Genomic DNA, 24,226 nt, shown 5'->3' on the forward strand with positions numbered 1-24,226 from the left:
ATTATGATCCCTGTACGGCGATGCAGCGCTCGACCATGGCGCGATCGGCGGCAAGAATCTCGGCGATCAGCGCGCCGCGCTGCTTGGCACTGACGAATTCCAGGCGACGCAGACCGAGCGGGTCGATGCGGTTTCGCAGAACAGCAAGCGTATCGCTGGAAGGGAGCGGGACCTCCCGGCAATCGGCGTCGAAGGTCACCGCAAAGCCGGTGGCGTCGCGGATCTGTTGCCGCGTGACGCCAGGCATGATTTCGATGACGGTCAACTCCCTGGATGTCGGGTCGAGCCTGAAGACGCAGAGGTCGGTGAAAACCAGCGCCTTGCCGGTGCGATAGCCCATCGGTTCGCGCTCGGCCGGCGTCAGCAGCCCACGGGCGGAGCTGACGATCTCGACCTCATCCACCAGCGACTGGGCCGAATGACGGGGGATGTAGAGCAGATAGTCGCGATGCATGTTGGCGACATCGGCCATCCCGCCTTGCCCGGGCAGCCGGATCAGGCCGCCGCTTGGTTTGCGGAGCGCGATGGTGTTGACGCGGCCGCGCCGGTCGACCTGTGCCGCGCCGACGATCTCATGCGTCACGGCACCGGCCTGATAATAGGTAGAATAGGTATCGTCGCCGCCGGCATGCGCCACCGCCGTCTCGCAATCCAAGCTTTCGATCAGCGACAGGATCATCGGGCTCGGCGCGATGTCGAGATGGCCGCAGCTCATCGTCGCGATGATCATATCCGGCGCATGCGTTGCCTTGGCCAGCCGGTAGGCGACATTGGCCAGCGGCGAGACGGCACCGGCGCTGGCAAAACTCTCATTGTCGAGTTCGGCGGCGATGCGGGCAGCGATGATCTCGTCGACAGATGCTTTTTCTTCGCTCCGCCCGAGCGCTGGCATGGCAAGGACCGTCTCAGGGCGGACCTTCGCAGCCTCTCGAAGCCATGCCGGCACACCTTCGGACGGCAGGCGCAGATTGTCCGCCGGGGGCCTTTCCCTGGCCGCGAATGCCTCAGACAATGCCTGATAATCGGTGGCGTAAAGCGGCAGGCAGGAGGCCGGCCAGGCACCGCCCGGCGCCAGGGCTATGGCCGACACCTGGTTGCGGGTCAGGATGCTCTGGCGCCCGTCCTTCCGCAGCGCCCCGACCGGGACGATTTCCTCGACGGTGACCAGCACCTTGCGCGCCGCGCCCGCCATGGCGAAGTCCAGTGCGCGCGGCCCGATGATCTGCACATTGCCGCTTTCATCCGCGCGCTGCGCGTGGACAATGAAGGTATCGAGCCGCAATGGCGGGATGAATCCCGTAGCGGTACCGGCGATCGGATCTGGTGCGGCGCTTGCGCCCGGTATCCGCGCGAGCATGTCCGAGCCGGCGGGAAGCTGGAACGGCATCGATGGCAGATTCTGCTGCGCGGCCCGCAGCGCCTGGATCATGGCCAGCGCCGTCCAATCGCGGACCGCTATCGCGCCGCTCTCGGCCGCGGCGCGAAACCTCGGCGGCAGGCCGAAAATGTCGAGGCTGGAAAAGCAGAGATCGATCCGCGCCACCGCACCGGCTTCCAGCAGCAACTCAAGCGGCAAGCCGCCGGCCCAGCAGACGTAGCGCAACTCCTTGACGCCTGAGCTGACTATCGCACGCAGCAAGGCGATCGGCAGCCGAGCGAAATGGTGGCCGCCGACACCGAGGGCATCGCCCTGGCCGACCATCGCGACCAGCCCCTCGATATCGGTGAAGCGCGGCCGGTTCGGCTTGACCAGCGACTTTGCGGCACGGTTCGTCACAGCGCGGATGCCTCGATGCGGTAGCGGGTCACGAAAGGCTTTTCGGGCGAGAATTCCAGCGCCGTCGCAATGCCGGATTGCGCAATTGGATTGTCGGCCAGCGCGGTTGCCGGACCGAGCCCGAAGGGCGAGCAGATCGGCTCGATGCCGATGGCGACATGACGCCCATTCCAGGGTGCAGCCTTGCGGCCGCGGTTGGAATACCAGAGCAGAAGGCTTGGGAAATGCTCTTTCTGCCAGGAGAGTTTTACCCGGTAGCCGTCCTCATGGTTGGCAAGCGCCACCGTGCCGTCGAGACCCTCGATCTGCAGCAGTTCTTCGGTATCGGCGGCCAGCGGGAGTCGCGAGGCATCAGTCGTGCCGCCGGCTCGCGCCGGTACGCTGGCCAGCTCAGTGAAGGATCTGTTCCGGGCGAACAGCGCGGCGCCGGGCTCGACATCGTGTGGATAGGTGCGGCCTTCATCGAAGCCGCCGAGTTCCAGCGTGGCGGCACCTGTCTCGAACGGCAGTCGGAACACTGGATGAAGACCGATCGGCAAGCGGCAGGCACGGCGAACGACGACCTTGAATTCAATGTCGATGGCCGGCGCCGACGGATCGGGTGTGATCGTCCGCTCAACGCGCTCGACCGGACTTCGCTCGGGATACGCTAGTCCCAGCGACAAGGATGCGCCGTCGCTGTCGCGCCATGTCCAGTCATGGTTGGAGCTGTGGCCATGGACTTCTTCGTCGCGCTCCGGCGGCCCCATCACGCCTGCCCAGTCCTCCGGCCATCCGTCGGCGGGCACCGAGTAACCGAAGGGCACGCAAGGCCATTCGCCGCGCAATTTGCGCAGAATGCCCGGCAGCGCTTCCACCTCCGGCTCGTCCGACCAGGGTGCGATGTGCATCGGCGAGACCTGCCGGCCATTGTCCAGGACGAAGGTCACCGGCGCCAGCATCGCGCCGAGCCGCTGGACGGTCAGCGCACCACGCGCCCAGCCCAACCCGCGATAGGCGTCGTTGGTCTTCACTGTCCGGCCTTCTTCGCCTTTGTCGTGCTCCGCTCGGCGAACTCCCTAACCCGCCGCTGGCCGATCTCGCTGCGGTAGAGGTCTCCCAATATGTCGCGCTCCATGGCGAGACCGTCGGCCAGATCGCCCGACACGGCATGCGCCGTCAGCTTCTTCAGGCCTTCGATCGCAGCTGCCGGCTCGGCGGCGATCATCTCGGCCAGTTCCAATGCGCGCGGCATCAGCCGGTCGACATCGACGATCTCGTTGACCAGGCCGGCGGCGACGAATTCGGAGGCCGGCACGATGACGCCGGTCATCAGCAGAAGATTGGCGCGGTTGCGGCCGAGCCTGGCGACGCTGCGTTGCGTGCCGCCACCGCCGGGGATCAGCCCGAGCTTGATCTCCGGCAGGCCGAGTTTGGCGAACTGGTTGGCGATGACGATGTCGCAGCACAGCACCAGCTCCATGCCGCCGCCCAAGGCGAAACCGTTCACCGCCGCGATCACCGGCTTGCGGTTGTTTTCGATGGTCGCGTACATGCGCGTGCCGGCAGTCTGGAACAGGTCGAATTCAGGGCCCGTCTGCGCGGCATATTCCTTGATGTCGGCGCCGGCCATGAAGCCGCGCCCCTCGCCGGTCACCACGATCGCGCCGACACTCGCATCTTGAGACAGCGCCTCGAAGGCCTCGGTGATCTCACCTTGCATCAGCCTGTTCATGGCGTTGAGCTGATCGGCGCGCCGAAAGGTGACGATCGCGACGCGACCCGACATTTCGACCGTGAGTGTCTGGTAGGCGCGCATCGTCAGGCTGCATCCACGGTCATGTCGCCGGACGCTTCGAGAGCGGCGATCTCGTCCTTCGACAGGCCGAACTCGGCCAGGATCTCACGGCCATGCTGGCCGACCAGCGGCGCCGGGCGGTCGATGGTCGCCGGCGTCTCGCTCATCTTGACCGCCGGAGCCACCACCCGCACCTTGCCACCACGTGGATGATCGTAGCTGGTGATCATGCCCATATGCGTGACCTGCGGATCCTCGGCCGCGCGGCGGATGTCCTTCACCTCGGCGCACCAGATGTCGACCGAGAGCAGGCGTGCCAGCAGATCCTGCGTGCCGAACTTCTTGGTCTCGGCATTGACCTTGTCGAACACTTCGTCGCGCTTGTCGAACAAGGTTTTCAGGTCGTCGTAGACGGCAAGCTGCGGCGCCTCCAGCACCTCGTACAGCGTCTTGAACGGGCTCATGGCGATCGACACATAGCCGCCATCCTTTGTCTCGTAGATGCCGAACGGCGCTTGCATGCCGGGATGGCCGATGCCGGATTTCGGCCGCACGAAATCCTCGCCGAGGTTGAGCACCGCGACATATTCCTGGTTGAGATGTGCCAGCAGGCCGGCCAGCAGGTTGACCTCGATCTTCTGGCCCTTGCCGGTCTTCTCGCGATAGTAGAGCGCCGACAGGATGCCGTAGACCATGTTCATGGCGCCGATCTGGTCGGCAAGGCCGGCGCCGGCGGGAACCGGCGCCTGGTCGCCGCGGCCGGTGTTGGCAATCAGCCCGGCGAGCCCCTGGATCAGCATGTCCTGGCCGGGGCGCTCGACATAGGGACCCTCCTCGCCATACCCCGAACCCGAGCAGTAGATGATGCGCGGATTGACGGCCTTGAAGTCGTCGTAGCCATAGCCGAGCTTGGCCAGCACGCCGGGGCGGAAATTCTGCACCACGACGTCGGCGCTCCTGGCCATCTCCATGAGGATGGCATGCACCTTGCGGCTCTTCAGATTGAGCGCGATCGAACGCTTGTTGCGGTTCCAGGCGAGGAAATTCGGGCTCTCCGAGCCGCCCACCCATTTGGCGAAGAAGGTCATGCCGCGGAACATGTCGCCGGCGCCGGCACGCTCGATCTTGATGACATCGGCGCCCATGTCGCCGAGCAGCTGCGTGGCGAACGGTCCTTGCAGCAGATGGCTGAAATCGAGGATGCGGACGCCTTCGAGGGCCTTGTTCATTTCAGATCTCGTTTCAAAGTTTCAAAGCAGTTCGGGAACGTAACGCGGGGCAGCGGTCAGCCCGCCGTCGACACGCAGGTCGGTGCCGGTGGTGAAGCCAGCGGCGTCCGACGCCAGATAGACGGCGGCCTCCGCCACTTCGGAAGGCTCGCCGATGCGGCCGAGCGGATGCATCTTGACCCAGGCTTTCGCCAGATTGCCGCCGATCTCCTTGATCAGCCTGTCGTTCATCGGCGTGTTGATGGTGCCCGGCGAGATCGAATTGACGCGGACGTTCATCGGCCCGAACTCGACCGCCATCTGCCGCGTCATCGCCATGACCGCGCCCTTGGCGCCGGCATAGGCGGTCCAGCCATCGAGGCCGATATGGCCCTGTGCCGAGGCCATGTTGATGATCGAGCCCGACTTTTGCGCGATCATGTGCGGCAGCGCGTATTTGCAGCCGCGAAACACGCTGGTCAGGTTGACCGATATCAGCCGGTGCCACTGCTCGTCGGTCATCTCGTGTACCGGCATGCCGCCAATGGCGATGGCGGCATTGTTGACCAGGATGTCGAGGTGCCCGGTCTTGTCGATGGCACTATCGATGAGGCCGGCGATGTCAGCTTCCTGCGAGACGTCGCAATGGATATAGTCGGCACGGTGGCCGACCGCGCGAAGGGCGGCCGCGAAATCCTCGCCCGCACTGTCGGCGATATCGCCCAGGAAGACATGCGCGCCTTCGCGCGCCATCGCCTGCGCGATCGCATGGCCGATGCCGTCGGCAGCACCGGTGATGATTGCGGTTTTCCCCTCAAGACGAGCCATGTCAGCCTCCGTTCGCGCGCCGGCGTTTCGCCTCGTCGAAGGCGACGGCGGCAATGATGATCATGCCGGTGATGACCAGTTGCCATTCGGTCGGCAGGCCAAGTCCGCGCAGGCCATTGGACAGGAACTGCAGGATCAGCACGCCGAGCGCCATGCCGGTCAGGCTGCCGATGCCGCCGGCAAGGCTGACGCCGCCGAGCACCGTCGCGGCAACCACCTGGAATTCGAAATTCAGCCCTGCCGTATGCTGCGCCGAACCGACGCGCGCGGCCAGGATGATGCCGGCGACCGTCGCCAGCAGCGCGCTGATGATGAAGCAGATGAACTTGACGCGCCGCACGTCATAGCCCGCCAGCCTCGCCACTTCCTGGTTGCCGCCGACGGCATAGATCTGCCGTCCGAACGGCCGGTGCTGCATCATGTAGGCGAAGGCGGCGAGCAGGACGATGGCGATGACAGCCGAATAGGGGATGATGTTGAACAGGCGGCCATCCGACAGCGCAATGAAGCTGTCGAGACTGGCATCGTCCGGGATCGCGCGCTGGCCGGTGTAGAGATAGACGCCGCCCCGCATGATGAACATCGTGCCCAGCGTCACGATCAGCGAGTTGATGCCGGCATAGGCGGTGAGATAGCCGTTCACCACGCCGATGATCAGCCCGAACAACAGTGCGCCACCGACGCCAAGCAACAGCGAGTTGGTGTCGTTCATGATGATGATCAGCGGCAGCGCGATGGTCGCGAGCAGCGAGCCGATCGAAATGTCGACCTCGCCGGAAATGAAGACGACGGCACAGCCGATGCCGGCGATCAACGGCAACGACGCCTGGCCGAGCACGTTGGTCAGGTTGCGCACGGAAAAGAAATTCTCGACCGTGAAAGAAAAGAACGCCAACACCAGGATGAAGCAGACCAGCAACGCCAGTTCCTGCCGGGCAAAGAGCCGCGCCAGCATCGAAGGCTGGGTTTTTGCGGAAGCCGTGCTTGCAAGGCTCATCGCTTGCTCCCTTTCAAGTACGGACCACGGGGTAGGCCGCGAGCCATCATGGTCTCACCCGATCGCTGCATTGAGGATCTTTTCCTGCGTGGCCTCTTCGCGCGACATGATCACGGTGAGGCGGCCTTCGCACATCACCGCGATCCGGTCGGCGAGACCGAGCAGTTCCGGCATCTCGGACGTCATCATGACCACCGCCAAACCTTCGCCGGCGAGCCGGTCGATGAGCGCGAAGATTTCCGACTTGGCACCGACATCGATGCCGCGTGTCGGCTCGTCGACGACGATCACCTTCAAGCCTCGCATCAGCCAGCGCGAGATCAGCACCTTCTGCTGATTGCCGCCCGACAGGTTCTTCACCTGCTGGAACAGGCTGGGGGTCTTGATACGGAAGCGATCGACATAATCCTGCACCGCCTGGTGCTCCCTGGCCTTGTCGACGAACCCCAGGCGGGCGAAGGCGCCAAGCGAAGCCAGGCTGGCATTCTGGTAGACAGGCAGTTCGGCCATCAGCCCTTCGCTCTTGCGATCCTCGGTGAGCAGGCCGATGCCGAGCCTGACGCCGGTACGCGTGTCGTGCGGCGCGAGGCGACCGCCATCAATTATGATCGTCCCCGATGTGATCGGGTCGTAACCGACGATCGCCTTGGCGAGCTCGGTGCGTCCGGCGCCCATCAATCCGAAGAAGCCGAGAACCTCGCCGGCGCGGGCCTCGAAAGATATGTCATGCAGCTTCTTGGCGGTGCTCAGTCCTTCCACGGACAGGGCAATCTTGCTGCCCGCCGCGCCGCGCTGGCGGGGAAACAGATTGTCGATGCGCCGGCCGATCATGTCCTGGATCAGCGTGTCATTGGTGTGCTCGCCGATCGGCCTGGTCGAGATGTGTTTGCCATCGCGCAGTACCGTCACCGTGTCGGCGATCTCGAACACCTCGTCGAGCTTGTGGCTGACATAGACCACCGCGATGCCGAGGGCGGCCAGCCGGCGGATGACGGTGAACAGCAGCGAGACTTCATTTGGCGTCAGCGAGGAGGTCGGCTCGTCCATGACCACGACGCGGGCTTCATGAGCGAGCGCGCGGGCAATCTCGACCATCTGCTGCTGGCTGACCGGCAGCGATCCGGTGCGCGCGGCTGGGTCGACATTGAAGCCGATGCGGTTGAACAGGGCCGCCGAATCGGCGCGGATCTTCTTCCAGTCGATCGAGCCCATCTTGCCGGTCGGATAGCCTTCGAGGAAGATGTTCTCGGCGACGGTGAATTCGGAGATCAGCGCGATCTCCTGGAAGACGACCTTGATGCCTTCCTTCAGGCTGTCGCGCGGCGACTTGATGTCGACCTCGCGTCCGCGCATGCGGATGGTGCCGGCATCCTTGCCGTAGACGCCGGCCATGATCTTGATCAGCGTCGACTTGCCGGCGCCGTTCTCGCCCATCAAGGCATGGATCCTGCCGGGCTCCAGCGTGAAGTCGACAGTGTCCAGCGCCACGACGCCAGGGAAGCGCTTGTCGATGCCGCGCAATTCCAGCGCCGGCACGTTGGTGTCGATGGCCGCGGCTTCGCCGGGATGCAGGAAATCAACGGACATTGGCTCTGTTCCGGATGATATCGAGATAGGTGGCGAGGATGATGACGACACCCGGCACCACCATCTGCAGGTCCTGGTTCCAGCCGAGGATGATGATGCCATTGTCGATCACCTTCAGCACCAGCACGCCGAGCAGAGTGCCGAACAGCGATCCACGGCCGCCGAGCAGGCTGGTGCCACCGAGAATGACGGCGGCGATGACGGTCAGTTCGAAACCACGGCCGGCGGTCGGCTGGCCGGCATTCATCAGCGACGACAGGATCATGCCGGCAATGCCGACGCAGAGCCCGGTGACAACGAAGGCGAACAGCTTGAGGCGCTCCGCGCGCAGGCCGGACAGGCGCACCGCCTTTTCATTGGCGCCGACCGCATAGAGGTAGCGGCCGAGCGTGGTGAAGCGCAGCGTCACATAGACGACGACGAAGATCAGCGCCGCCAGGATGACGGGAACCGGCGCCGCGCCGACGTAGCCGGCGCCAAGATCGGTGAAGCTTGCGAGCTGATTGTGGTTCTGCACCGCCTCGCGGGTGAACAGATAGACGCCACCCTGCAGCATCATCATCGTGCCGATGGTGGCGATCAGCGAGTTGACCCTCAGCCGGGTAACGACCAGGCCGTTGAACAGGCCGACGCCACCGGCAAAGGCGAGCGCTGCCAACATGCCGAGTGTGAGGCTGCGGGTTGAATTCAGCACCGCCATGCCGATGCAGCCGACGAAGGCGAGCGAAGCACCGACCGAGAGATCGACCTCGGCGGTGATGATGAGCATGGTCATGCCCGAGGCGACGATCAGCACCAGCGCGCATTGGCGCAGGATGGCGATGATGTTGGCCTCCGAATAGAATTGCGGCGCCGCGATCGAGATGGCGATGCACAGCACCGCCAGGATGACGCCCAGCACAAGCTGGCTGCTGCCCAGCAGCTGGCCGCCCATGAAGCGCTTCGGCGCGGAGGCGTGTGTAAGCTCGCTCATGTCAGTCCATTCCCGGCCGTTTACCAACCTGCCCTTCCCGCGATGCGGGAAGGGCGCTGTCGGCGGCCTTACTTTTTCAGGTCAGCCGAGGTCTTCATGCATTTTGCCGGCGGCTGCAGCGCGTTGACGGCATCCCATTTGATGGTGCGGGTGGTGCCGTCATAGTCGTAGTATTTCTTCCAGTCCTCGCCGTTCATCGGCGCGGTTGGGCTGACGATGTGCTCCGGCACTTCCTCGTTGTTGAAGAGCTTGACCGCGGCGTCGATGGCGGTGAAGCCTTCCTTTTCAGGGAACATCGCTGCCTCGATGCGGTAGGACGGCTCGTTCTGCATGGCGTTGATGAAGGCAAGGCCCTCGCCACCGGTGCCGACGGTCAGCAAGCCATCCTGCGACTTGCCGGCCGCCTTCCAGGCCTGCAGGCCACCCAGCGAGGACGAATCGTTGATGCCATAGATGATGTTGATGTCGGCATTCTTGGCGAGCGCCGCCGAAGACACTTCGAGCGCGCGGTCCGGATTGCCACCGCCATCTAGGTCGTGGACCATGACCGCGTCGGGGATGATGGTCTTCAGCCCGTCCATGAAGCCGTGCGAGCGCAGCACCGTGGCGGACAGCAGGGGAAGGCCGACATTCATCACCTTGGCGACACCGCCGAGCTTGTCCTTGGCGTATTTGCCGGCTTCCACGCCGGACATATAGCCGGTGTCGTAGTCGCAGATGGCGACCATGGTGGTCATGCCCTTGACGGGGTTGCCTTCGAGCACCACGGGGATGTTGGCGGCCTTGGCCTGACGCAGCAGCGGCACCACGCCTTCTTCATTCACCGGGGTGATGATCAGCACGTCGACGCCCTTAGCGATAAAATCCTCGGCCGCGGCGACCTGCTTGGATATGTCGAGATTGGCGTCCTGGACCTCGACCTCGATTCCGAGTTCCTTGCCGTGCGCCTTCATGCCCTTGATGACGTTCTGATACCACTCATGGGTGGCGTAGTTGGTGACATAGCCGATGCGCTTGGGCATGTTCTCGGCATGCGCCGCCGCGGCGCCCAGGGCCAGCAGGGCCGCGGATGCGAACAGGATTGATTTGGACCGGTGCATTTTCTTCTCCCAGGTTTTATCGCTTTTGTTAGTCGCTGAACGGGTAATCCCGCCGTTCCGGGTCGGCACGTAACGAAGGGGTGGATTCGCCCCAGCCAAGTGCCGCCGATATCTTCTCGGCGGCGGCCCGGGTACGCTCGAAGACGGTTTGCTGGTCGAACCGCGCCGCCTTCTGCGGCAGCAGCGGGACGGTGAGCGCGGCGATGACCGCGCCGGTATGATCGCGCACCGGCATGGAGATGTTGGTGCAGGCTTCGACCGCGAGCGAAGCGCGCATTTCGTAGCCGAGCCTTGCCACCTCGTTCAGCCGAGCCTCGATCTCGGCCCGTGTGCCCTGCCCTTCACCGGCGGCCACGATGCGCTCGATGATGCGCTCGCGCTCGGCACGGTTCGAATGGGCAAGCAGCACGGCACCCGAACTGGTTTCGAGGATCGGGAAATGCGACCCGAGTGCAACCGAATAACGCATCGGCAGCGGCGAATCGATCTGCAGCACCACCAGCGCGCTCCGTCCCTCGCGCACCACGAGATGGCAGCTCTGATCGGCATTGGCGGTCAGTTCGCGCATCACAGGCAGCGCGCATTCGACCAGCCGGTTTACCGGTGGATGCATGTGGGCCAGTTCGAACAGTTTCAGCGACAGCCGGAAGCGATCGGACTGCGTGCGGAAGATGTAGCCGCGCTTCTCCAGCAGAAGCAGGATGCGGTAGATTTCGTGGATGGAGCGGCCGAGGGCGGCCGCGATCTCGGTCTGGGTCAACGTCTCGGCGCTGGAGGCCATGAACTCCAGGACGTCGAGCGCCTTCTCCACAGCCGGCACGCGGTAGCCGTTGCGGCCGCCTTCGGCTTCGTCTGGTGTCTCGGCGACACTGGCCATCACGCAACGCTCCGTTGCGGCTGGCCCTGCCTGGTTTCGCGGTAGAGGCGGTTCAGATGGTCGGCGAGTTCGGCCGCAGTCATGTCGCCGGCGATGGCGGCAGCCGCATGCGGCGCGCATTGGCGGAAGAAGGCGATGAAGCCCGGATGCGTCGGGCGCAGATAGGACGAGGCGATCGTCGCAAGCGTCGAGCTGAAGAAATTGCCGGAGAGATGGTTGACCTCGACATCCTTCCAGGCCGCCAGCGATCCCGGCTGGCCGCCCGATCTGACATAATCGCCCCGCTGATATTCGGGCGAGCACAGGAACAGCGCGTAGTCGATCGCTTCCTGCTTGTGTTTCGACTGGGCGCTGACGCCGATGCCGGCGCCGCCGAGCAAGGCGCCGGCCGCATTCGGGGTCGCGACGTCGGCAAAGCGCAGATACGGCCTGTTGGTCTTCGCGGCGTAGTTCACATAACCGAAGGCGAACGGCACATAGACCACGTCATCATGCGCGATCATGTGGTCGTAGCAGCGGATCGGGTTCCATTTCGATGAGTTCGGATGCGACAGCGCCGCAAGCTCGCGCAGTTGCCCGATGGCTTGTTCGACCGTGTCCCTGGCGATGAAGTGCTCTGCATCCTCCCGTGGATGGCCAAGCGTCAGGAGCATGCACATGGCATCCGTCGGCACCGAGGGCAGCCCCAGCCACTTGCCATCCTTGCGCGCCTGCCGGCCAAGCTCGACCACGTCCTCATGCGTGCGCGGCACCGGCCCGTAGCGCTCCAGGAGATCCGGGCGATAGGAAGCGACCTGGCAGGCGGCATCGATGGGCAGCGCCCACTGGCGTCCGTTCTTTTCGTAGGATTGCCAGGAGGCACCGACGGAATCGCGTTCGAAGAACCGGATTTGCTCCGCCGACAGATAGGCGTCGAACGGCACCATCAACTCGTCCTGCGCGATGTCGCCGATGAAGGGATGGTCGAATACGACCAGATCGTAAGTGGCAAGCACCGGGCCGAGCGCACCCTCGCCGAATTCATACAGGCTGCGGCGGTCCCACTCGATTTCCAGGCCCGGATTGCCAGCGCAATACGGCCCCACACTGGCGTCGAGCGGACCCCAGCAACGTCGATGATCCCACGCAAGACCGCGCAGTCTTGTCATTTCAGGCAATTCCTCCCTGGAACCGGACATGCGTGTCCGGCCCGCCGTAGTAGCAGGTATTTTCACCCAGACAAATAGTTTTTACATATGCAAACGGCGAACCTATCGCCGGCTGACCATCCTCATGCCAGCCCGAACCGCTCCACGGCGCGCATGATGCCGCGCAGTTCGGCGAGCCCTTTCAGCCGGCCGATCAGCGAGTAGCCGGGGTTGATCTTCTTCTTGCCTATGTCGTCGGCAAGCAGATGACCGTGATCGGGACGCATCGGGATCCGCCAGTCGGCGCGGCCTTCCCCGCGGCGGCGCGTCTCTTCCTGCATCAGAGCGAGGATGACATGCGCCATGTCGGTGCCGCCCTCGAGATGCTCGGCCTCATAGAAGGAGCCATCCTCCTCGATGGTGATGTTGCGCAGATGGACGAAGTGGATGCGGTCGGCGAATTCCTTGACCATGGCGACGATGTCGTTGTCGGCGCGCGTGCCGTAGGAGCCGGTGCAGAACGTCAGGCCATTGGCCGGGCTGTCGACGGTTTTGAGGATGAAACGCGCATCCTCGGCGGTCGAAACGATGCGCGGCAGGCCGTAGAGCGAGAACGGCGGGTCGTCGGGATGGATGCACATGCGCACCCCTTCCTCTTCAGCCACCGGAATGATCTCGCGCAGGAACCAGGCAAGGTTTTCGCGCAGTTCCTTCGGGCCGATCGCATCATATTCCGCCAGCGCCTCGCGAAAGCTGTCGCGGTTGTAGCTGCGCTCGGTCGCCGGCAGGCCGGCGATGAGGTTGCGCTCGACCTGATCGATCTTCTCAGGCGTCAATTCCTTCAGCCGCGTCTCGGCCGCCGCGATACGAGCCGGCGTATAGCTTGCCTCGGCATTTCTGCGCTTCAGCACGAACAGGTCATAGGCCGCGAAATCGATCGCATCGAAACGCAGGGCATAGCCCGTCGTCGGCAGCCGATAGGCCAGATCCGTGCGGGTCCAGTCGACCACGGGCATGAAATTGTAGCAGATCGTCGCGATGCCGGCCTTGGCAAGCGATCGGATCGAGTCGCGATAGTAGCCGGCATAGCGCTGGCGTTCCGGCGCGCCGATCTTGAAGGAATTGTGGACCGGGATGCTTTCGACGACCGACCATGTCAGGCCCGCGGCCTCGATGATCCGCTTGCGCTCGAGCACTTCGGGCTCAGACCAGGCCCTGCCGTCATAGATGTGATGAAGCGCCGAAACCACGCCGGTCGCTCCAGCCTGCTTGACATGCTCAAGCGTCACCGGATCATCCGGACCATACCAGCGCCAACACTGTTCCATGAAGCCTCCTTGATATTTTCGGCAACCATATTGTTGGACCACAAGGCTGTCAACAAGCCAGAACTATGGCTCCCACAGACCGCCTTTGGCCATTTCATCTCGCTTCCAGTTGATTTCCCATCGTGTTCGCCGTAGCCTTGGTCCAACAAATGGCACGAGGTATTCGCGTGGAACAAGGTGATTCCGACCTGGCCGGACCGACAGACGACGCTGGGGTCAGCAGTTCGGCCGTCGACCAGACCGTACGGCAGATCCTCGATCTCATCCGCAATCGCTCGATGTCCGTCGGCGACGTGCTGCCCACCGAGCGGGAACTTTGCGAACTGTTCGGCGCCAGCCGCAACACGATACGCGAGGCGCTGCGCACGATCCGGACCTATGGCCTGATCGATCCCAAGCCGCGTGTCGGCGCGGTGCTGGCCGACCGCCAGAATGTCGCGATCCAGAATTTCTTCGCCGCCCAGATGGACATTTCCAAGACCTCCTTTCACGACATCCAGGGCTTTCGCCGCATCATCGAAGTGAGCATCGGCGACCACGTCATTCTCAACGCCAGCGCCACCGAAATCGATGCCCTTGACGAGGTCAACGGCCTGATAGAGGCCAGCAAGGATGTGCAGGAGGCCGCGCAGCGCGATTTCGATTTCCACCTCGCGCTGGTGAAGCTCGCCGGCAACCGCATGCTGGTGCAGACCTATCAGTTCCTGTCGCCGGTCATCCTGCACATCATGACCGTCGGCAAATCGATCCGGCCGATCCTCAGCGAAACACGCCGTGCCCATGGCGAGATCATCGCGGCGCTGCGCGCGCGAGACCGTATCGCCTACAGCTATCTGATGAGCCGGCATCTCGATTTCGGCTTGCGCTTCGTTCCCGACGACCTCGAAAACGTACGGACCCCGATTTCTTCCAGGGATTTGCCTTCTTCCAAGGATTTGCACCATGTCTGATTTTGAGAACAAGGTCGCGCTGATCACCGGCACGACCGGAATAGCACTCGCCACCGCAAGGCGGCTGGCGCAGGGCGGTGCCGCCATCATAGGCTGCGGCATCGACCGGGCGGCCAATGCCGCCATGCAGGAAGGCCTCGTCAAGGCCGGAGCCAAGGCGCTGGTGCAGACAGTGGATGTCTCGGTTTCCGACCAGGTTCGCGACGCGGTCGCGGCCGGCGTCGAGCGGTTCGGCGGCATCGACATCATCGTCAATTCCGCGGCGGTCCACCCTTATGGAACCGCGACGACGACCGACTGGGAAACGTGGAACAGAGCAATGACCGTCAATGTCGGATCGATCTACCTGACCGCGCATTTCGGCATTCCGGAGATGATCAAGCGCGGCGGCGGCGCCATCGTCAACGTCGCCTCGGTGCAGGGCCTCGCCTGCCAGCAGAACGTTGCCGCCTATGCCACGACCAAGGGCGCCATCCATACGCTGACGCGCTCGCTGGCGCTCGATTACGCGGCATCCGGCATCCGGGTCAATTCCGTCAGCCCGGGCTCGATCCGCACGCCGATCCTCGAGAAGGCCGCACGTGGCGAAGGCGGCAGCGACGCCGATGTCGAAGAGGCCTACAGGCGCTTCGGGGCGGCGCATCCGCTTGGCCGTATCGGCGAACCGGAGGAGGTGGCGGAACTCATCGCCTTCCTGTGTTCGGCGAAAGCCGGCTTCTGCACCGGCGCGGACTACAAAATAGACGGCGGCCTGACCGCCGGCATCGGCGTGAAATAGACCATGAAGATCGGTCTTGGCCTTTACCGGGAGTCGCTCACCCCTGACAATTTCCGCTTCGCCCGTCAGGCGGGCGCCACTCATATCGTCGCCCACCTCACCAACTATTTTCGCGGCCGCGATCCTTCGCTGTCCGCCGGCAGCGAGAAGGAAGGCTGGGGCGACTGCTCCACCGACGAACTTTGGAACTACGAGGATTTCGCCGGCCTGGTGAAGACCGTGCGCGACAATGGTCTGGAAATCGCCGCGATCGAGAATTTCTCGCCGCGCTTCTGGTCCGACGTGCTGCTCGGCGGTCCCGACAGGGCCAGGCAGATCGAAGGCTTGAAGCGGCTTGTCCGCGATGCCGGGCGTGCCGGCATTCCCTGCATCGGCTATAACTTTTCGATCGCCGGGGTCTGGGGCTGGTCGCGCGGGCCGTTCGCGCGCGGCGAGGCGATGTCGGTGGGGCTCGATCTCGCCGCCATCGACCCCGACCTGCCGCTGCCTGACGGTGTTGTCTGGAACATGCGCTACCGTGCCGGCCGGCCGAGTGCCGAACCGGTGTCGGTCAGCAGCGAGGAACTCTGGCAGCGGCTCGGCGGCTTCCTGCAGGAACTCGTTCCTGTGGCCGAGGAGGCCGGCGTGATGCTGGCGGCGCACCCTGACGATCCGCCGGCAGAGGCGCTGCGTGGTGCCGCGCGGCTGGTCAACCGGCCGCAGAAATACGACCGGCTGATGGGCATCGTCGACTCGCCATCGAACGGGCTGGAACTCTGCCTCGGCTCGCTGCAGGAAATGCCGGTCTCGGACGAGATCTACGGACATGTCCGGCGCTTCGCCCGGACCAAACGCATCGGCTACATCCACTTCCGCAACGTGCGCGGCAAGGTGCCCAGATATCACGAGACCTTCGTCGACGATGGCGACATCGACATGGCCGAGATCGTGCGCATCCTGCGCGATGAAAACTATGACGGCGTGATGATCCCCGACCATACGCCGGAAATGTCCTGCGATGCGCCCTGGCATGCCGGAAAGGCATTTGCGTTGGGCTACATGCGCGCGCTGGTCCAGAACGCCGCCGCACTCGGGCCTTCGCGCACCCAATCCACCAGCATCCGGATGCCAGCCTGATGACCATTGGCGACGGCATGAGCGCCGTGGAGGCCATGGCGCGGCACGGAACCGGACCAGGCCTGGCGGGTTAATCCGGCTGGGCAGTCAGGTGCCGATATGCCGTCGACCGCGATCCGGAACACACAATACGATCCCGCCACCAGGACCCTCTCCGTCTGGTTCGTGCCGAGCGGCAATCGGTATGACTATCTGGACGTTGCCCCGGCGACCTATGCCGCGTTCAGGAAGGCTTCCTCGAAAGGCCGCTTCTTCAACGAATTCATCCGGGATCGCTACAGCTACCGTCGCGTGGCATGACAGACGCTACGCGCTTTTCCTGACGAGGTTCCAACTCTTTGTTTTGACGCAATTCCCAAGGGAAAGCGCTACGCGCTTTTCCCGGGAAAACCGCTTCACACTTTTCCTGGAATTGCTTCTAGAAGCAATGCGCCATCTGCCCGAAGCCGCTCGGGCTGCATGTGCGGCCAGCGTGGCTGACGTGGGGCTTCGGACCTGCGCGGTGACCGCTCTGGCAGCCGCTTATCGCCAGCAACAGACCCAACACCAGGAGTTTTCTTCCAACCTTGATCACCACGGCAACTCCTGGCGCGGGTACGTCTGACGGGAGCCTGTCGGCCCTCGGATCGCATTCCATCGCGTCTCGCGACAGGCACCTCAGGGTTTTGCGGCAATGCGACCGCGGACGCGATCGATTGCCGTTGGAATGGCAAACATCCTTGCCGCCGAAGCCGGAATGAGCGTCGGCAAACCGGGGTTGGAGGGCTTGGTTCGCCGACGCTCGACGATCGCGGTGTTTGGGGGTACTGGGGGGTCGTCGGTACCGCGAACCATCATTTATTAGCACTTGCGAATATAAAGATACAGGGCCATTCGCGAATAAACACAGCTGATTTTGTCGAGGATTGCTGGGAGCCTGGGATTGCCTGCGGGCAGCAGCCATCGATCCTTTACGCAGGACGGAAGCCAGTTTCCAGGTGGGGATCATGCCGGCGCAGAAATTTGCGCAGCGGCAGCTCGAACCGGATGTACATCCGCCAAGCGAAAAGAACTGATGTGGCTGTGCCGATCACGATGACAAGGTCCGGAGGAATCGGAAAAGCGGTCCACACCATCAGAAGCAGCGTTATCGGCAGAGTGTGGATCAGATAGAGCATATAGGAGGCATCGCCGAGAGACGTCCAGACGCTCGGTTTCGCGTCGATCTGCATCGTGCCGAAGACGATCATCGCCGCCGGGAGACCGTAGACCAGCACGCGCTGGAAGCCGTTATCGCCGGCGAGAAACTCCATCGTCCCCCCTCCCGGCGCTATCCCGATGAAGCCGGCGGCTATCATCGCCATGGCGCCGATCGGCAGGCACCAAACCGCCGGTTTCCACTTGGGCATGTAGGCGAGACCGACGCCGAAGCCGAACTCGATGATCAGCGGGTTGCCAAGAAACTGCGGGACCGGCCCCGCCGAGCGAAACACCATCGCGAGGCCGAAAATACCGACGAGTCCGACCAGCAGTCGCCGGTCGATGAGAGCGATGGTCGCGGCGGCGTAGAAAAGCATTTCGAAGCACAGCGTCCAGGCCGCCGGCAGTGCCGGCGCGGTCATTTGATCGGTAGCCGGCCATAGCAAGAGCGTCGCCAACGCGTCCCGCCAGCCGAAGCCTGTCTTGTAGGCGACGATCGCATAGGGGATGCTGATCAGCAGGTAGAGCGGAACAATGCGCCGGAACCGTCTCCAGGCGAAAGATCGCCAGGTCAGACCAGGTGCCGTCCTGGCAATGATCACCCCCGATATGACAAAGAAGATGTCTACGCCCGCGAAGCCGGCAACCTGAAAATCGTGAGGCAACAGGCCATTGGATCCGGTGGCCGTAACGGCGGTCTGGGCTGCGTGGACATAGACGACCATCAGCGCGGCGACGAAGCGAAGTACTTGCAAGGACCAGATCAACCGGGTGGGCCCTGACTATTGGCCGCCAGGGTTTGGTATGGCCCCGCCAAGGAACCGCGGCAAGAGCATGGGGACACGCCGAGCGTAGTCGCCGTATTCCGGGAAGGTTTGCCGAAGGATAGCCTCCTCATTTCTCGCGCGCCTATACTGCAAAAGAAATTGAAATGCGCTCAGTGCCACCATCAGCATCGAAAAGTGCGAAAGGACCATCCCGAGAACGAATACCGCCTCGCAGATGTAAAGCGGATGCCGGACAACCGAGTACGGGCCAGTGGTAACCAGGCGACGAGCCGTCGCCATGAGAGAGAAGGAACGGCCCAGCCAATAAAGACAGAAAATCGAACTGGCCGTACCGATGAGGATCAAGCAGAGGGCCACCACTTGCGCCGCCTCGCTTGGCAATGCCGGGGTCAGGTTCAGTGCGAGCAGGATCATGAATGTTCCAGCTACCGCGGTCACCCGCGGTTCAATTCCCTGCGCGGTTCCCTTCGGCGGAAGGCGGGTGATGGTCATCACAAGCAGCAGCAGCAGAAACACGGTTGACGTCACTTGAGTGACGATTGCGAGCGAACTTGCTGAGGTATCCTCGCGGAAATATGCGAACAGGGGTATCGCGCTGGACGTTGCCATAATCGTCATGACAAAGACGATGGCAATACGGCCAAAAAAATCTTCGTTCAACATTGTCATCCCCCGTATCTGAGCAGTCATTGAAGCATCACTTCCGCGCGCCCACAAGAAGATGGTTTCCGAAGAGTTAACGGTTATGCCGTCTCAACTTTTGACTAATCTGTTCGGCTTCGCGGTCAAATGCCCAACCTTCTTCCCATGCTTCGCGTTCTGGCGCCGGTCTCAATTTGATTTCAGCCATTCGACGATCGCACTCAGCCCTCACAGCGCAACGCTTGCGTTTTGGTTGACGTGCCCGCTGAATGCCGCTGGATGGCCCGTGCTTCGCATGGTGAAGCGAACTGCCGTCGTTCAGTTAAGCTGATTCAGAATTCCCGAACTGGTGGCGACCACCAGCGCCGAATATATCTGCGTAACCATCGCGCATATGGCAGCTGCCGATATGGGCACGCCAAAGGGTACGACGCCTTTGCGATCCATGTGCTGCACATAGTGGCGAAATAGTCCTGCCGGCAGCAAAAAGGGATTCTTGACCAGTGCGGCCGTGGCGATCGCAAACACCAACAGCAACACGGAAAAGACGGCAAGGTTGCTTCCCCCGATGAGAAAGGGGGTGACGCTCAACAGCTTCACATCGCCAGCTCCAATCTTGCGTAACAGCCAGAATGGAAAGAGTGCGACGAACAGGATGGAGCCGCCAATCGCACTGATGCCCATCTCCAGCCACGAGCCGGTCTGCAGTGAATGCAGTTGCAGTGCGGCAAGTCCCAAGCAGAGCAACAACAATACGTCGCGGTTGGTGATCTTCTGCACGCTGAAATCCGTCCAGGCGATCTTTGCAAGGAGCAGAATGGCGAAGGCTTTGAACAGAAGCGCGACGGCGAGCAGCATTGGGATTGCCTACCGTTCTATATTCTGCACGCTGGACGACAGAAGCTTCAGATTGTTGGCTACCGTAGGGTCGTTGGGCGCCAGTTCATAGGCCTTGAGGAAATTTGCGCGTGCGTCCTGCAGCTTGCCGCGCAGCAGATAGGAATAGCCGACATTGTTATAATATTCGGGCGACGCGCCCATTAGCTTGAACGCTCGGCCATAAGCCCTGTCGGAAAGATCGAAACGATGAATTCGGTCGGTGCAGGCGGCCAATCCCATCCAGGCGCCACCGTCATTGGGGGCGAGTTGCGTCGCCTTGAAGAACAGGGCGCCGGCATTGCCGTAATTCTCGGCGCGAAACTGGTTCTTGGCTTCCGCTACGGCCTGGTCCGACGCATAATATTCGACGTCGCTGACCGTCTTCAAACCATCGAAGGCATCGCCAAACGACGTTACGTCGCCTTTCGACGGCTCGTTGGTGCGGACGACACCACCCGTGGTGTCCGCGCCGTTCGTCTGGCAGCCGACAAGCGCCATCATCAACAGACTGGCTGCGGCTGCGACTGAGAGGCGCATTGGCCCTGTCATTTTGTCCCCCGAGAGTCCTGCGACTCTGTTTTAGAATCTAAGCATATACCGTTTCAGAAGAAAATGCCCTTCATGCGGATGATCACTGGCAACATGATCACCATCATCACCACCGGGAAGATGCACAGCCCCAATGGAATCATCATTTTGACGGGCAACGAGTTGGCACGTTCTTCAGCATGAAGAATTCTCTGGCTGCGCATCTCTTCGCTGTAGACGCGCAAAGCGTCAGTCAGGCTGGTACCGAGCTCTTCCGACTGGCGAAAAAGGACGGCCAGCGCCCTCGCCTCGTCAAGGCCGATACGGTCGGCGAGGTCGCGCAGCGCCTCGCGCAGCGGCTTTCCGGCACGCAACTGCAGATTCATGATCGAAAGCTGGATACCAAGCCATTTATGGGTGCCAGCCAGCTCGCTGCTGACACGCTCCACCGCTGCCTCCAGGCTCATACCCGCGTCCGCGCAGGTGATCATCATATCCATGAAATCGGGAAAGGCGCGGCGATAGACTTCCTTCTGCGCACTCTCGAAGCGATCAAGCAGGATGCTGGGCACCACGATGCATGCGAGCCCGAAAAGAGCTGAACCGGCAAAGCCTATGAAACCGGGCATTTGAGGCGGGAGAACTCGCGACAAGAGCGCATAGGCAGCCAGAAAACCGGCACAGGCAGCAGCAAGCCGTGACAAGGTGTAAATGAGCGGAGCGCTGGTCTGATAGAAGCCGGCTCGAAACAGCTTCGCCTCGAGCGCATTCGGTTCGTCCCGTTCCTTCTTCATCGACCGGAAATAGGCGTCGACCGGCCGCTGCGCGGATATCTTCGCGAGCAGTTCCTGCCCAGCGAGAGAGCGGCGATCGGCAATCCCTTCCGTCTTCAGGCTTTGCGCGACCAGCGTCCGCGTCTGCAGCGCCGGGAGGAACACAAGCGCGCCGAAAAGGAACAGCGCAACCGCCGCCACGAAGACGGCAGCGGAGATCAAAAAGCTCAGATCTTGGATGATCGAAAACAAGTTTATGCTTCGCCCCCGTCAGAAATCGAAGTTGACCATGCGGTACATGATGAAGTCACCCAATAGCGCCCACAGCCCGAAAATCGTGAACACTGGCAAGATCAGCGGATTGCCCCAGACGGAGCCGTAATAGGACGGGGCAAGCAGCAGAAGAATCAGGAACATGACAATGGGAAACAGCGAGATAATCCATGCCGACACGCGGCCCTCTCCCGAAAGCGCCCTGATCTTCATTCTGAGTTTCTGTCTTTCGCGCAGCACCACGGAAAGATTGGACAGGATCCCGGTAAGATTGCCGCCCGTCTTGGCCTGGATCGACAGCGAGATCGACAGCAGGTGAAGGCCTTCGAAGCCAACGCGTTGCGACAGCTTCCGCACTGCTTGCTCGATGCTGAGACCAAATGTGATTTCGTCGGAAACAATGCCGAATTCGGTACCGAGCGGATCAGGCATTTCGCGCGCTACGAGCGCGACCGCGACCGAAGCCGGATGTCCGGCGCGCAGCGAACGGACGATCATGTCGAGCGCATCCGGGAGCTGTTTTGCAAATTTCAGAATGCGCTTGTTGCGGGCGCGGCGGAGAACGAGAAGCGGCAGCCCAACTCCGATCACCAGAAAAGCGATGAGCGACGCCAAGGTGGAGAAATGCAACAGGACCGACATCAGCAATGCAATCGCCAGTCCGGCGCTGAGAAACATAGCGGCGAAAACCATTGGGTTTCCGGTGATTCCGGACTGGGTGTAAAGCCTGTTCAGCCGGATCATGCCGAATAGAAAGTCGCCTGATTCCGTCAATCCACGTTCGCGCAGCAATCCCTGCAGGGTCTGTTCCGCTGGCGCTTCGTCCGCCAGCCGCCGCAGCCGGTGGTTGATCACGCCAATCCGGGATCGGCGCCCGGCAAAGGAAAGATACAGCGCTTCCCCGGCGAGAATGACCGAAGCCGCCGCCAGCATATAGATAAAGTAGAGCAATGCCTGGCCGGTCGGCATCAGAGGGCAACCTGCGGGTTGAAGGCATCCTTGGCAAAATGATGCCCGAGCGTCGCTGCCTCCGGTGCAAAACGCGGACGAACGCCGGTGGCGCGAAACTCCCCGATGACCTTGCCGTCCGAGGTCACCTCGCGCCGCACGAAGCTGTAGATCTCCTGGAGCTGTACGATATTGCCTTCCATGCCGGTCAGTTCGGATATGGACGTCACGCGCCTGCCGCCGTCCGACAGACGTTGGGTCTGCACGATGATGTCGATGGCCGAAGCGATCTGCGCCCGGATAGACTCGTGCGTCATCGGCATGCCGGCCATGCCGACCATCTGCTCCAGCCGCGAGATCGCGTCGCGCGGCGTGTTGGCATGGATTGTGGTCATCGAGCCTTCATGGCCGGTGTTCATTGCCTGCAGCATGTCGAAGGCTTCCTCGCCGCGCACCTCTCCGACGATGATGCGGTCGGGCCGCATGCGCAGCGCGTTCTTGAGCAGCTCGCGCTGGCGAACCTCGCCCTTGCCCTCGACATTGGGCGGGCGTGTCTCCAGCCGGCCGACATGCGGCTGCTGCAGCTGCAGCTCCGCCGCATCCTCGATGGTGATCAGGCGTTCCCTGGACGGGATGTAGCTCGACAGCGCATTGAGCAGGGTTGTCTTGCCGCTGCCGGTGCCGCCGGAAACCAGGATCGACTTGCGTGCCTGGACGGCGATGCGCAGCAGTTCGATCATCGGCGGCCGGATCGAATTGAATGCCATCAAACGCTCGAGCGAATAGGGATTCTTGGAGAATTTGCGGATCGAGACCAGCGGGCCGTCGACTGAAATCGGTCGCACCGCGATATTGACGCGTGAGCCATCATCCAGCCGGGCATCGACCATTGGCGAGGACTCATCGACGCGCCTGCCGATGTTCGAGACGATCTTGTTGATGACCCGCAGCAGATGCGCCTCGTCGCGAAACCGGATTGCCGTTTCTTCGACGATGCCGCGTCGCTCGATAAAGACGCGCTTGTGGGTGTTGATCATTATGTCGGTGATCGTGTCGTCCTTGAGCAGCGGCTCGATCGGCCCGAGCCCGAGCATCTCGTCGGCCGTCTCGCTGGTCAGTTGGTCGAGTTCGCGCGCGTTCAGCGGCACGTTCCTGCTTCGAACGAATTCGCGAACGATCGGAAGGATCTCATTCAAGATCTCATCCTTGGAGGCAGTTTCAAGCGCGGTCAGATTGAACCGGTCGATCAAATGGCGATGAAGCTCGACCTTGAGCGTCAAGAAATTGTCGCCATCCGATCCGAGGTCGGCGGCAGGCGCCGTCGCCGGCGCCGGAGCCGAGGCAACGGGAAGAACCGCGATCGAGTCAGCCCTTGGCTCGATGCGAGACTCGCCACCCTTGATGAATCGCCCCAGCATAATCCCTTATACCCCTCCGACGCATATTAGCGGAAACTAAACGTTAACCAAGCTCCGCACAAGCGCTCCGGCGCCCTACGCACGGCCAATACTTTCAACATAGTTAAGAAGCGGCGCCAGAAAATATCGTTTTTATTTCGGGTCTCCGCCTCGCCAAACACGGGTGGCGCACACTAAGCTTGGTGCGCTCCGTGTTCCCTGCGTGCCGCGGCCCAGGAATCCCATTCCACAACTGGCATAACCCCTTAGATATAAAGGAATATGCCATGTTACTAAAATAGCTACTACTCAATTAGCTGGTGGACATAATTGTGAATGAATGGTTAAGAGCGCTTGAAAAATTAGACGAATCAAGCTCTTGCTGAAATTTCGAGC

Annotated in this window: 23 protein-coding genes; 4 read left to right on the plus strand and 19 right to left on the minus strand. The window is 62.3% G+C overall.

The window, feature by feature from the left end:
• Nucleotide 1: 1 nt before the first annotated feature.
• The 12 genes from LB577_RS23395 to uxuA form a co-directional block, all read right to left on the minus strand.
• Nucleotides 2–1,777, minus strand: coding sequence for a CoA-transferase (locus LB577_RS23395; protein WP_224688827.1), 1,776 nt, complete (start codon nt 1,775–1,777; stop codon nt 2–4).
• Entirely contained in the window at nt 1,774–2,790 is a 1,017-nt protein-coding gene (locus tag LB577_RS23400) for a hypothetical protein (RefSeq protein ID WP_224688829.1), read from the minus strand. Before LB577_RS23400 ends, LB577_RS23395 begins: the two co-directional genes overlap by 4 nt.
• The gene (locus tag LB577_RS23405) at nt 2,787–3,575 is read right to left on the minus strand and encodes an enoyl-CoA hydratase/isomerase family protein (RefSeq protein ID WP_224688831.1); all 789 of its coding nucleotides are present in this window, start codon (nt 3,573–3,575) and stop codon (nt 2,787–2,789) included. The genes LB577_RS23400 and LB577_RS23405 overlap by 4 nt, the downstream gene beginning before the upstream one ends.
• 2 nt (nt 3,576–3,577) lie before the next feature.
• The gene (locus LB577_RS23410) at nt 3,578–4,783 is read right to left on the minus strand and encodes a CaiB/BaiF CoA transferase family protein (RefSeq protein WP_224688833.1); all 1,206 of its coding nucleotides are present in this window, start codon (nt 4,781–4,783) and stop codon (nt 3,578–3,580) included.
• A gap of 21 nt (nt 4,784–4,804) precedes the next feature.
• Nucleotides 4,805–5,590 carry an SDR family NAD(P)-dependent oxidoreductase gene (locus LB577_RS23415; protein WP_140780402.1) on the minus strand — a complete coding sequence of 262 codons (786 nt, stop codon included), beginning with the start codon at nt 5,588–5,590 and terminating at the stop codon, nt 4,805–4,807.
• Nucleotide 5,591: 1 nt separating this feature from the next.
• Nucleotides 5,592–6,587: an ABC transporter permease gene (locus LB577_RS23420; RefSeq protein WP_140574566.1), complete on the minus strand. Its 996-nt coding sequence runs from the start codon at nt 6,585–6,587 to the stop codon at nt 5,592–5,594.
• Nucleotides 6,588–6,641: 54 nt separating this feature from the next.
• A complete protein-coding gene (locus LB577_RS23425) occupies nt 6,642–8,174 on the minus strand; it encodes a sugar ABC transporter ATP-binding protein (protein ID WP_224688835.1) in 1,533 nt (510 codons plus the stop codon).
• Nucleotides 8,164–9,147, minus strand: coding sequence for an ABC transporter permease (locus tag LB577_RS23430; protein ID WP_224688837.1), 984 nt, complete (start codon nt 9,145–9,147; stop codon nt 8,164–8,166). Before LB577_RS23430 ends, LB577_RS23425 begins: the two co-directional genes overlap by 11 nt.
• A 68-nt stretch (nt 9,148–9,215) precedes the next feature.
• Nucleotides 9,216–10,247 carry a sugar ABC transporter substrate-binding protein gene (locus LB577_RS23435; RefSeq protein ID WP_013893838.1) on the minus strand — a complete coding sequence of 344 codons (1,032 nt, stop codon included), beginning with the start codon at nt 10,245–10,247 and terminating at the stop codon, nt 9,216–9,218.
• 28 nt (nt 10,248–10,275) lie between these two features.
• On the minus strand, nt 10,276–11,124 hold the full coding sequence (locus tag LB577_RS23440) for an IclR family transcriptional regulator (protein WP_224688949.1): 849 nt from the start codon (nt 11,122–11,124) through the stop codon (nt 10,276–10,278).
• The gene (locus tag LB577_RS23445; protein ID WP_224688850.1) at nt 11,124–12,272 is read right to left on the minus strand and encodes an ABC transporter substrate-binding protein; all 1,149 of its coding nucleotides are present in this window, start codon (nt 12,270–12,272) and stop codon (nt 11,124–11,126) included. Before LB577_RS23445 ends, LB577_RS23440 begins: the two co-directional genes overlap by 1 nt.
• A 122-nt stretch (nt 12,273–12,394) precedes the next feature.
• A complete protein-coding gene (gene uxuA, locus LB577_RS23450) occupies nt 12,395–13,579 on the minus strand; it encodes a mannonate dehydratase (RefSeq protein ID WP_224688853.1) in 1,185 nt (394 codons plus the stop codon).
• A gap of 167 nt (nt 13,580–13,746) precedes the next feature.
• Here uxuA and LB577_RS23455 point away from each other — a divergent pair, with 167 nt between their 5' ends.
• From LB577_RS23455 to LB577_RS23470, 4 genes are all read left to right on the plus strand, one after another.
• A complete protein-coding gene (locus LB577_RS23455) occupies nt 13,747–14,529 on the plus strand; it encodes a FadR/GntR family transcriptional regulator (RefSeq protein ID WP_224688856.1) in 783 nt (260 codons plus the stop codon).
• A complete protein-coding gene (locus tag LB577_RS23460) occupies nt 14,522–15,307 on the plus strand; it encodes an SDR family NAD(P)-dependent oxidoreductase (protein ID WP_224688860.1) in 786 nt (261 codons plus the stop codon). The genes LB577_RS23455 and LB577_RS23460 overlap by 8 nt, the downstream gene beginning before the upstream one ends.
• 3 nt (nt 15,308–15,310) lie before the next feature.
• Nucleotides 15,311–16,423, plus strand: a complete 1,113-nt coding sequence (locus tag LB577_RS23465; RefSeq protein WP_224688862.1) for a mannonate dehydratase — start codon at nt 15,311–15,313, stop codon at nt 16,421–16,423.
• A 99-nt stretch (nt 16,424–16,522) separates the two neighbouring features.
• Complete coding sequence (locus tag LB577_RS23470; RefSeq protein ID WP_224688865.1) at nt 16,523–16,723, plus strand: KTSC domain-containing protein; 201 nt, start codon at nt 16,523–16,525, stop codon at nt 16,721–16,723.
• Nucleotides 16,724–17,373: 650 nt separating this feature from the next.
• Here the strand turns inward: LB577_RS23470 and LB577_RS23475 are convergent.
• From LB577_RS23475 to LB577_RS23505, 7 genes are all read right to left on the minus strand, one after another.
• A complete protein-coding gene (locus LB577_RS23475; RefSeq protein WP_224688868.1) occupies nt 17,374–18,369 on the minus strand; it encodes an acyltransferase family protein in 996 nt (331 codons plus the stop codon).
• Nucleotides 18,370–18,384: 15 nt separating this feature from the next.
• Nucleotides 18,385–19,053: a methyltransferase family protein gene (locus LB577_RS23480; RefSeq protein ID WP_224688870.1), complete on the minus strand. Its 669-nt coding sequence runs from the start codon at nt 19,051–19,053 to the stop codon at nt 18,385–18,387.
• 297 nt (nt 19,054–19,350) lie between these two features.
• Nucleotides 19,351–19,890: a prepilin peptidase gene (locus tag LB577_RS23485; protein WP_224688872.1), complete on the minus strand. Its 540-nt coding sequence runs from the start codon at nt 19,888–19,890 to the stop codon at nt 19,351–19,353.
• Between the two features lie 9 nt (nt 19,891–19,899).
• Nucleotides 19,900–20,448, minus strand: coding sequence for a tetratricopeptide repeat protein (locus LB577_RS23490; RefSeq protein ID WP_023767807.1), 549 nt, complete (start codon nt 20,446–20,448; stop codon nt 19,900–19,902).
• 65 nt (nt 20,449–20,513) lie between these two features.
• Nucleotides 20,514–21,464: a type II secretion system F family protein gene (locus LB577_RS23495; RefSeq protein WP_224688874.1), complete on the minus strand. Its 951-nt coding sequence runs from the start codon at nt 21,462–21,464 to the stop codon at nt 20,514–20,516.
• A gap of 18 nt (nt 21,465–21,482) precedes the next feature.
• Nucleotides 21,483–22,454, minus strand: a complete 972-nt coding sequence (locus LB577_RS23500; RefSeq protein WP_224688876.1) for a type II secretion system F family protein — start codon at nt 22,452–22,454, stop codon at nt 21,483–21,485.
• Entirely contained in the window at nt 22,454–23,851 is a 1,398-nt protein-coding gene (locus LB577_RS23505) for a CpaF family protein (protein ID WP_224688878.1), read from the minus strand. The genes LB577_RS23500 and LB577_RS23505 overlap by 1 nt, the downstream gene beginning before the upstream one ends.
• Nucleotides 23,852–24,226: the final 375 nt, after the last annotated feature.

The sequence above is a fragment of the Mesorhizobium sp. B283B1A genome, from assembly GCF_020165735.1.
Classification (GTDB): domain Bacteria; phylum Pseudomonadota; class Alphaproteobacteria; order Rhizobiales; family Rhizobiaceae; genus Mesorhizobium; species Mesorhizobium opportunistum.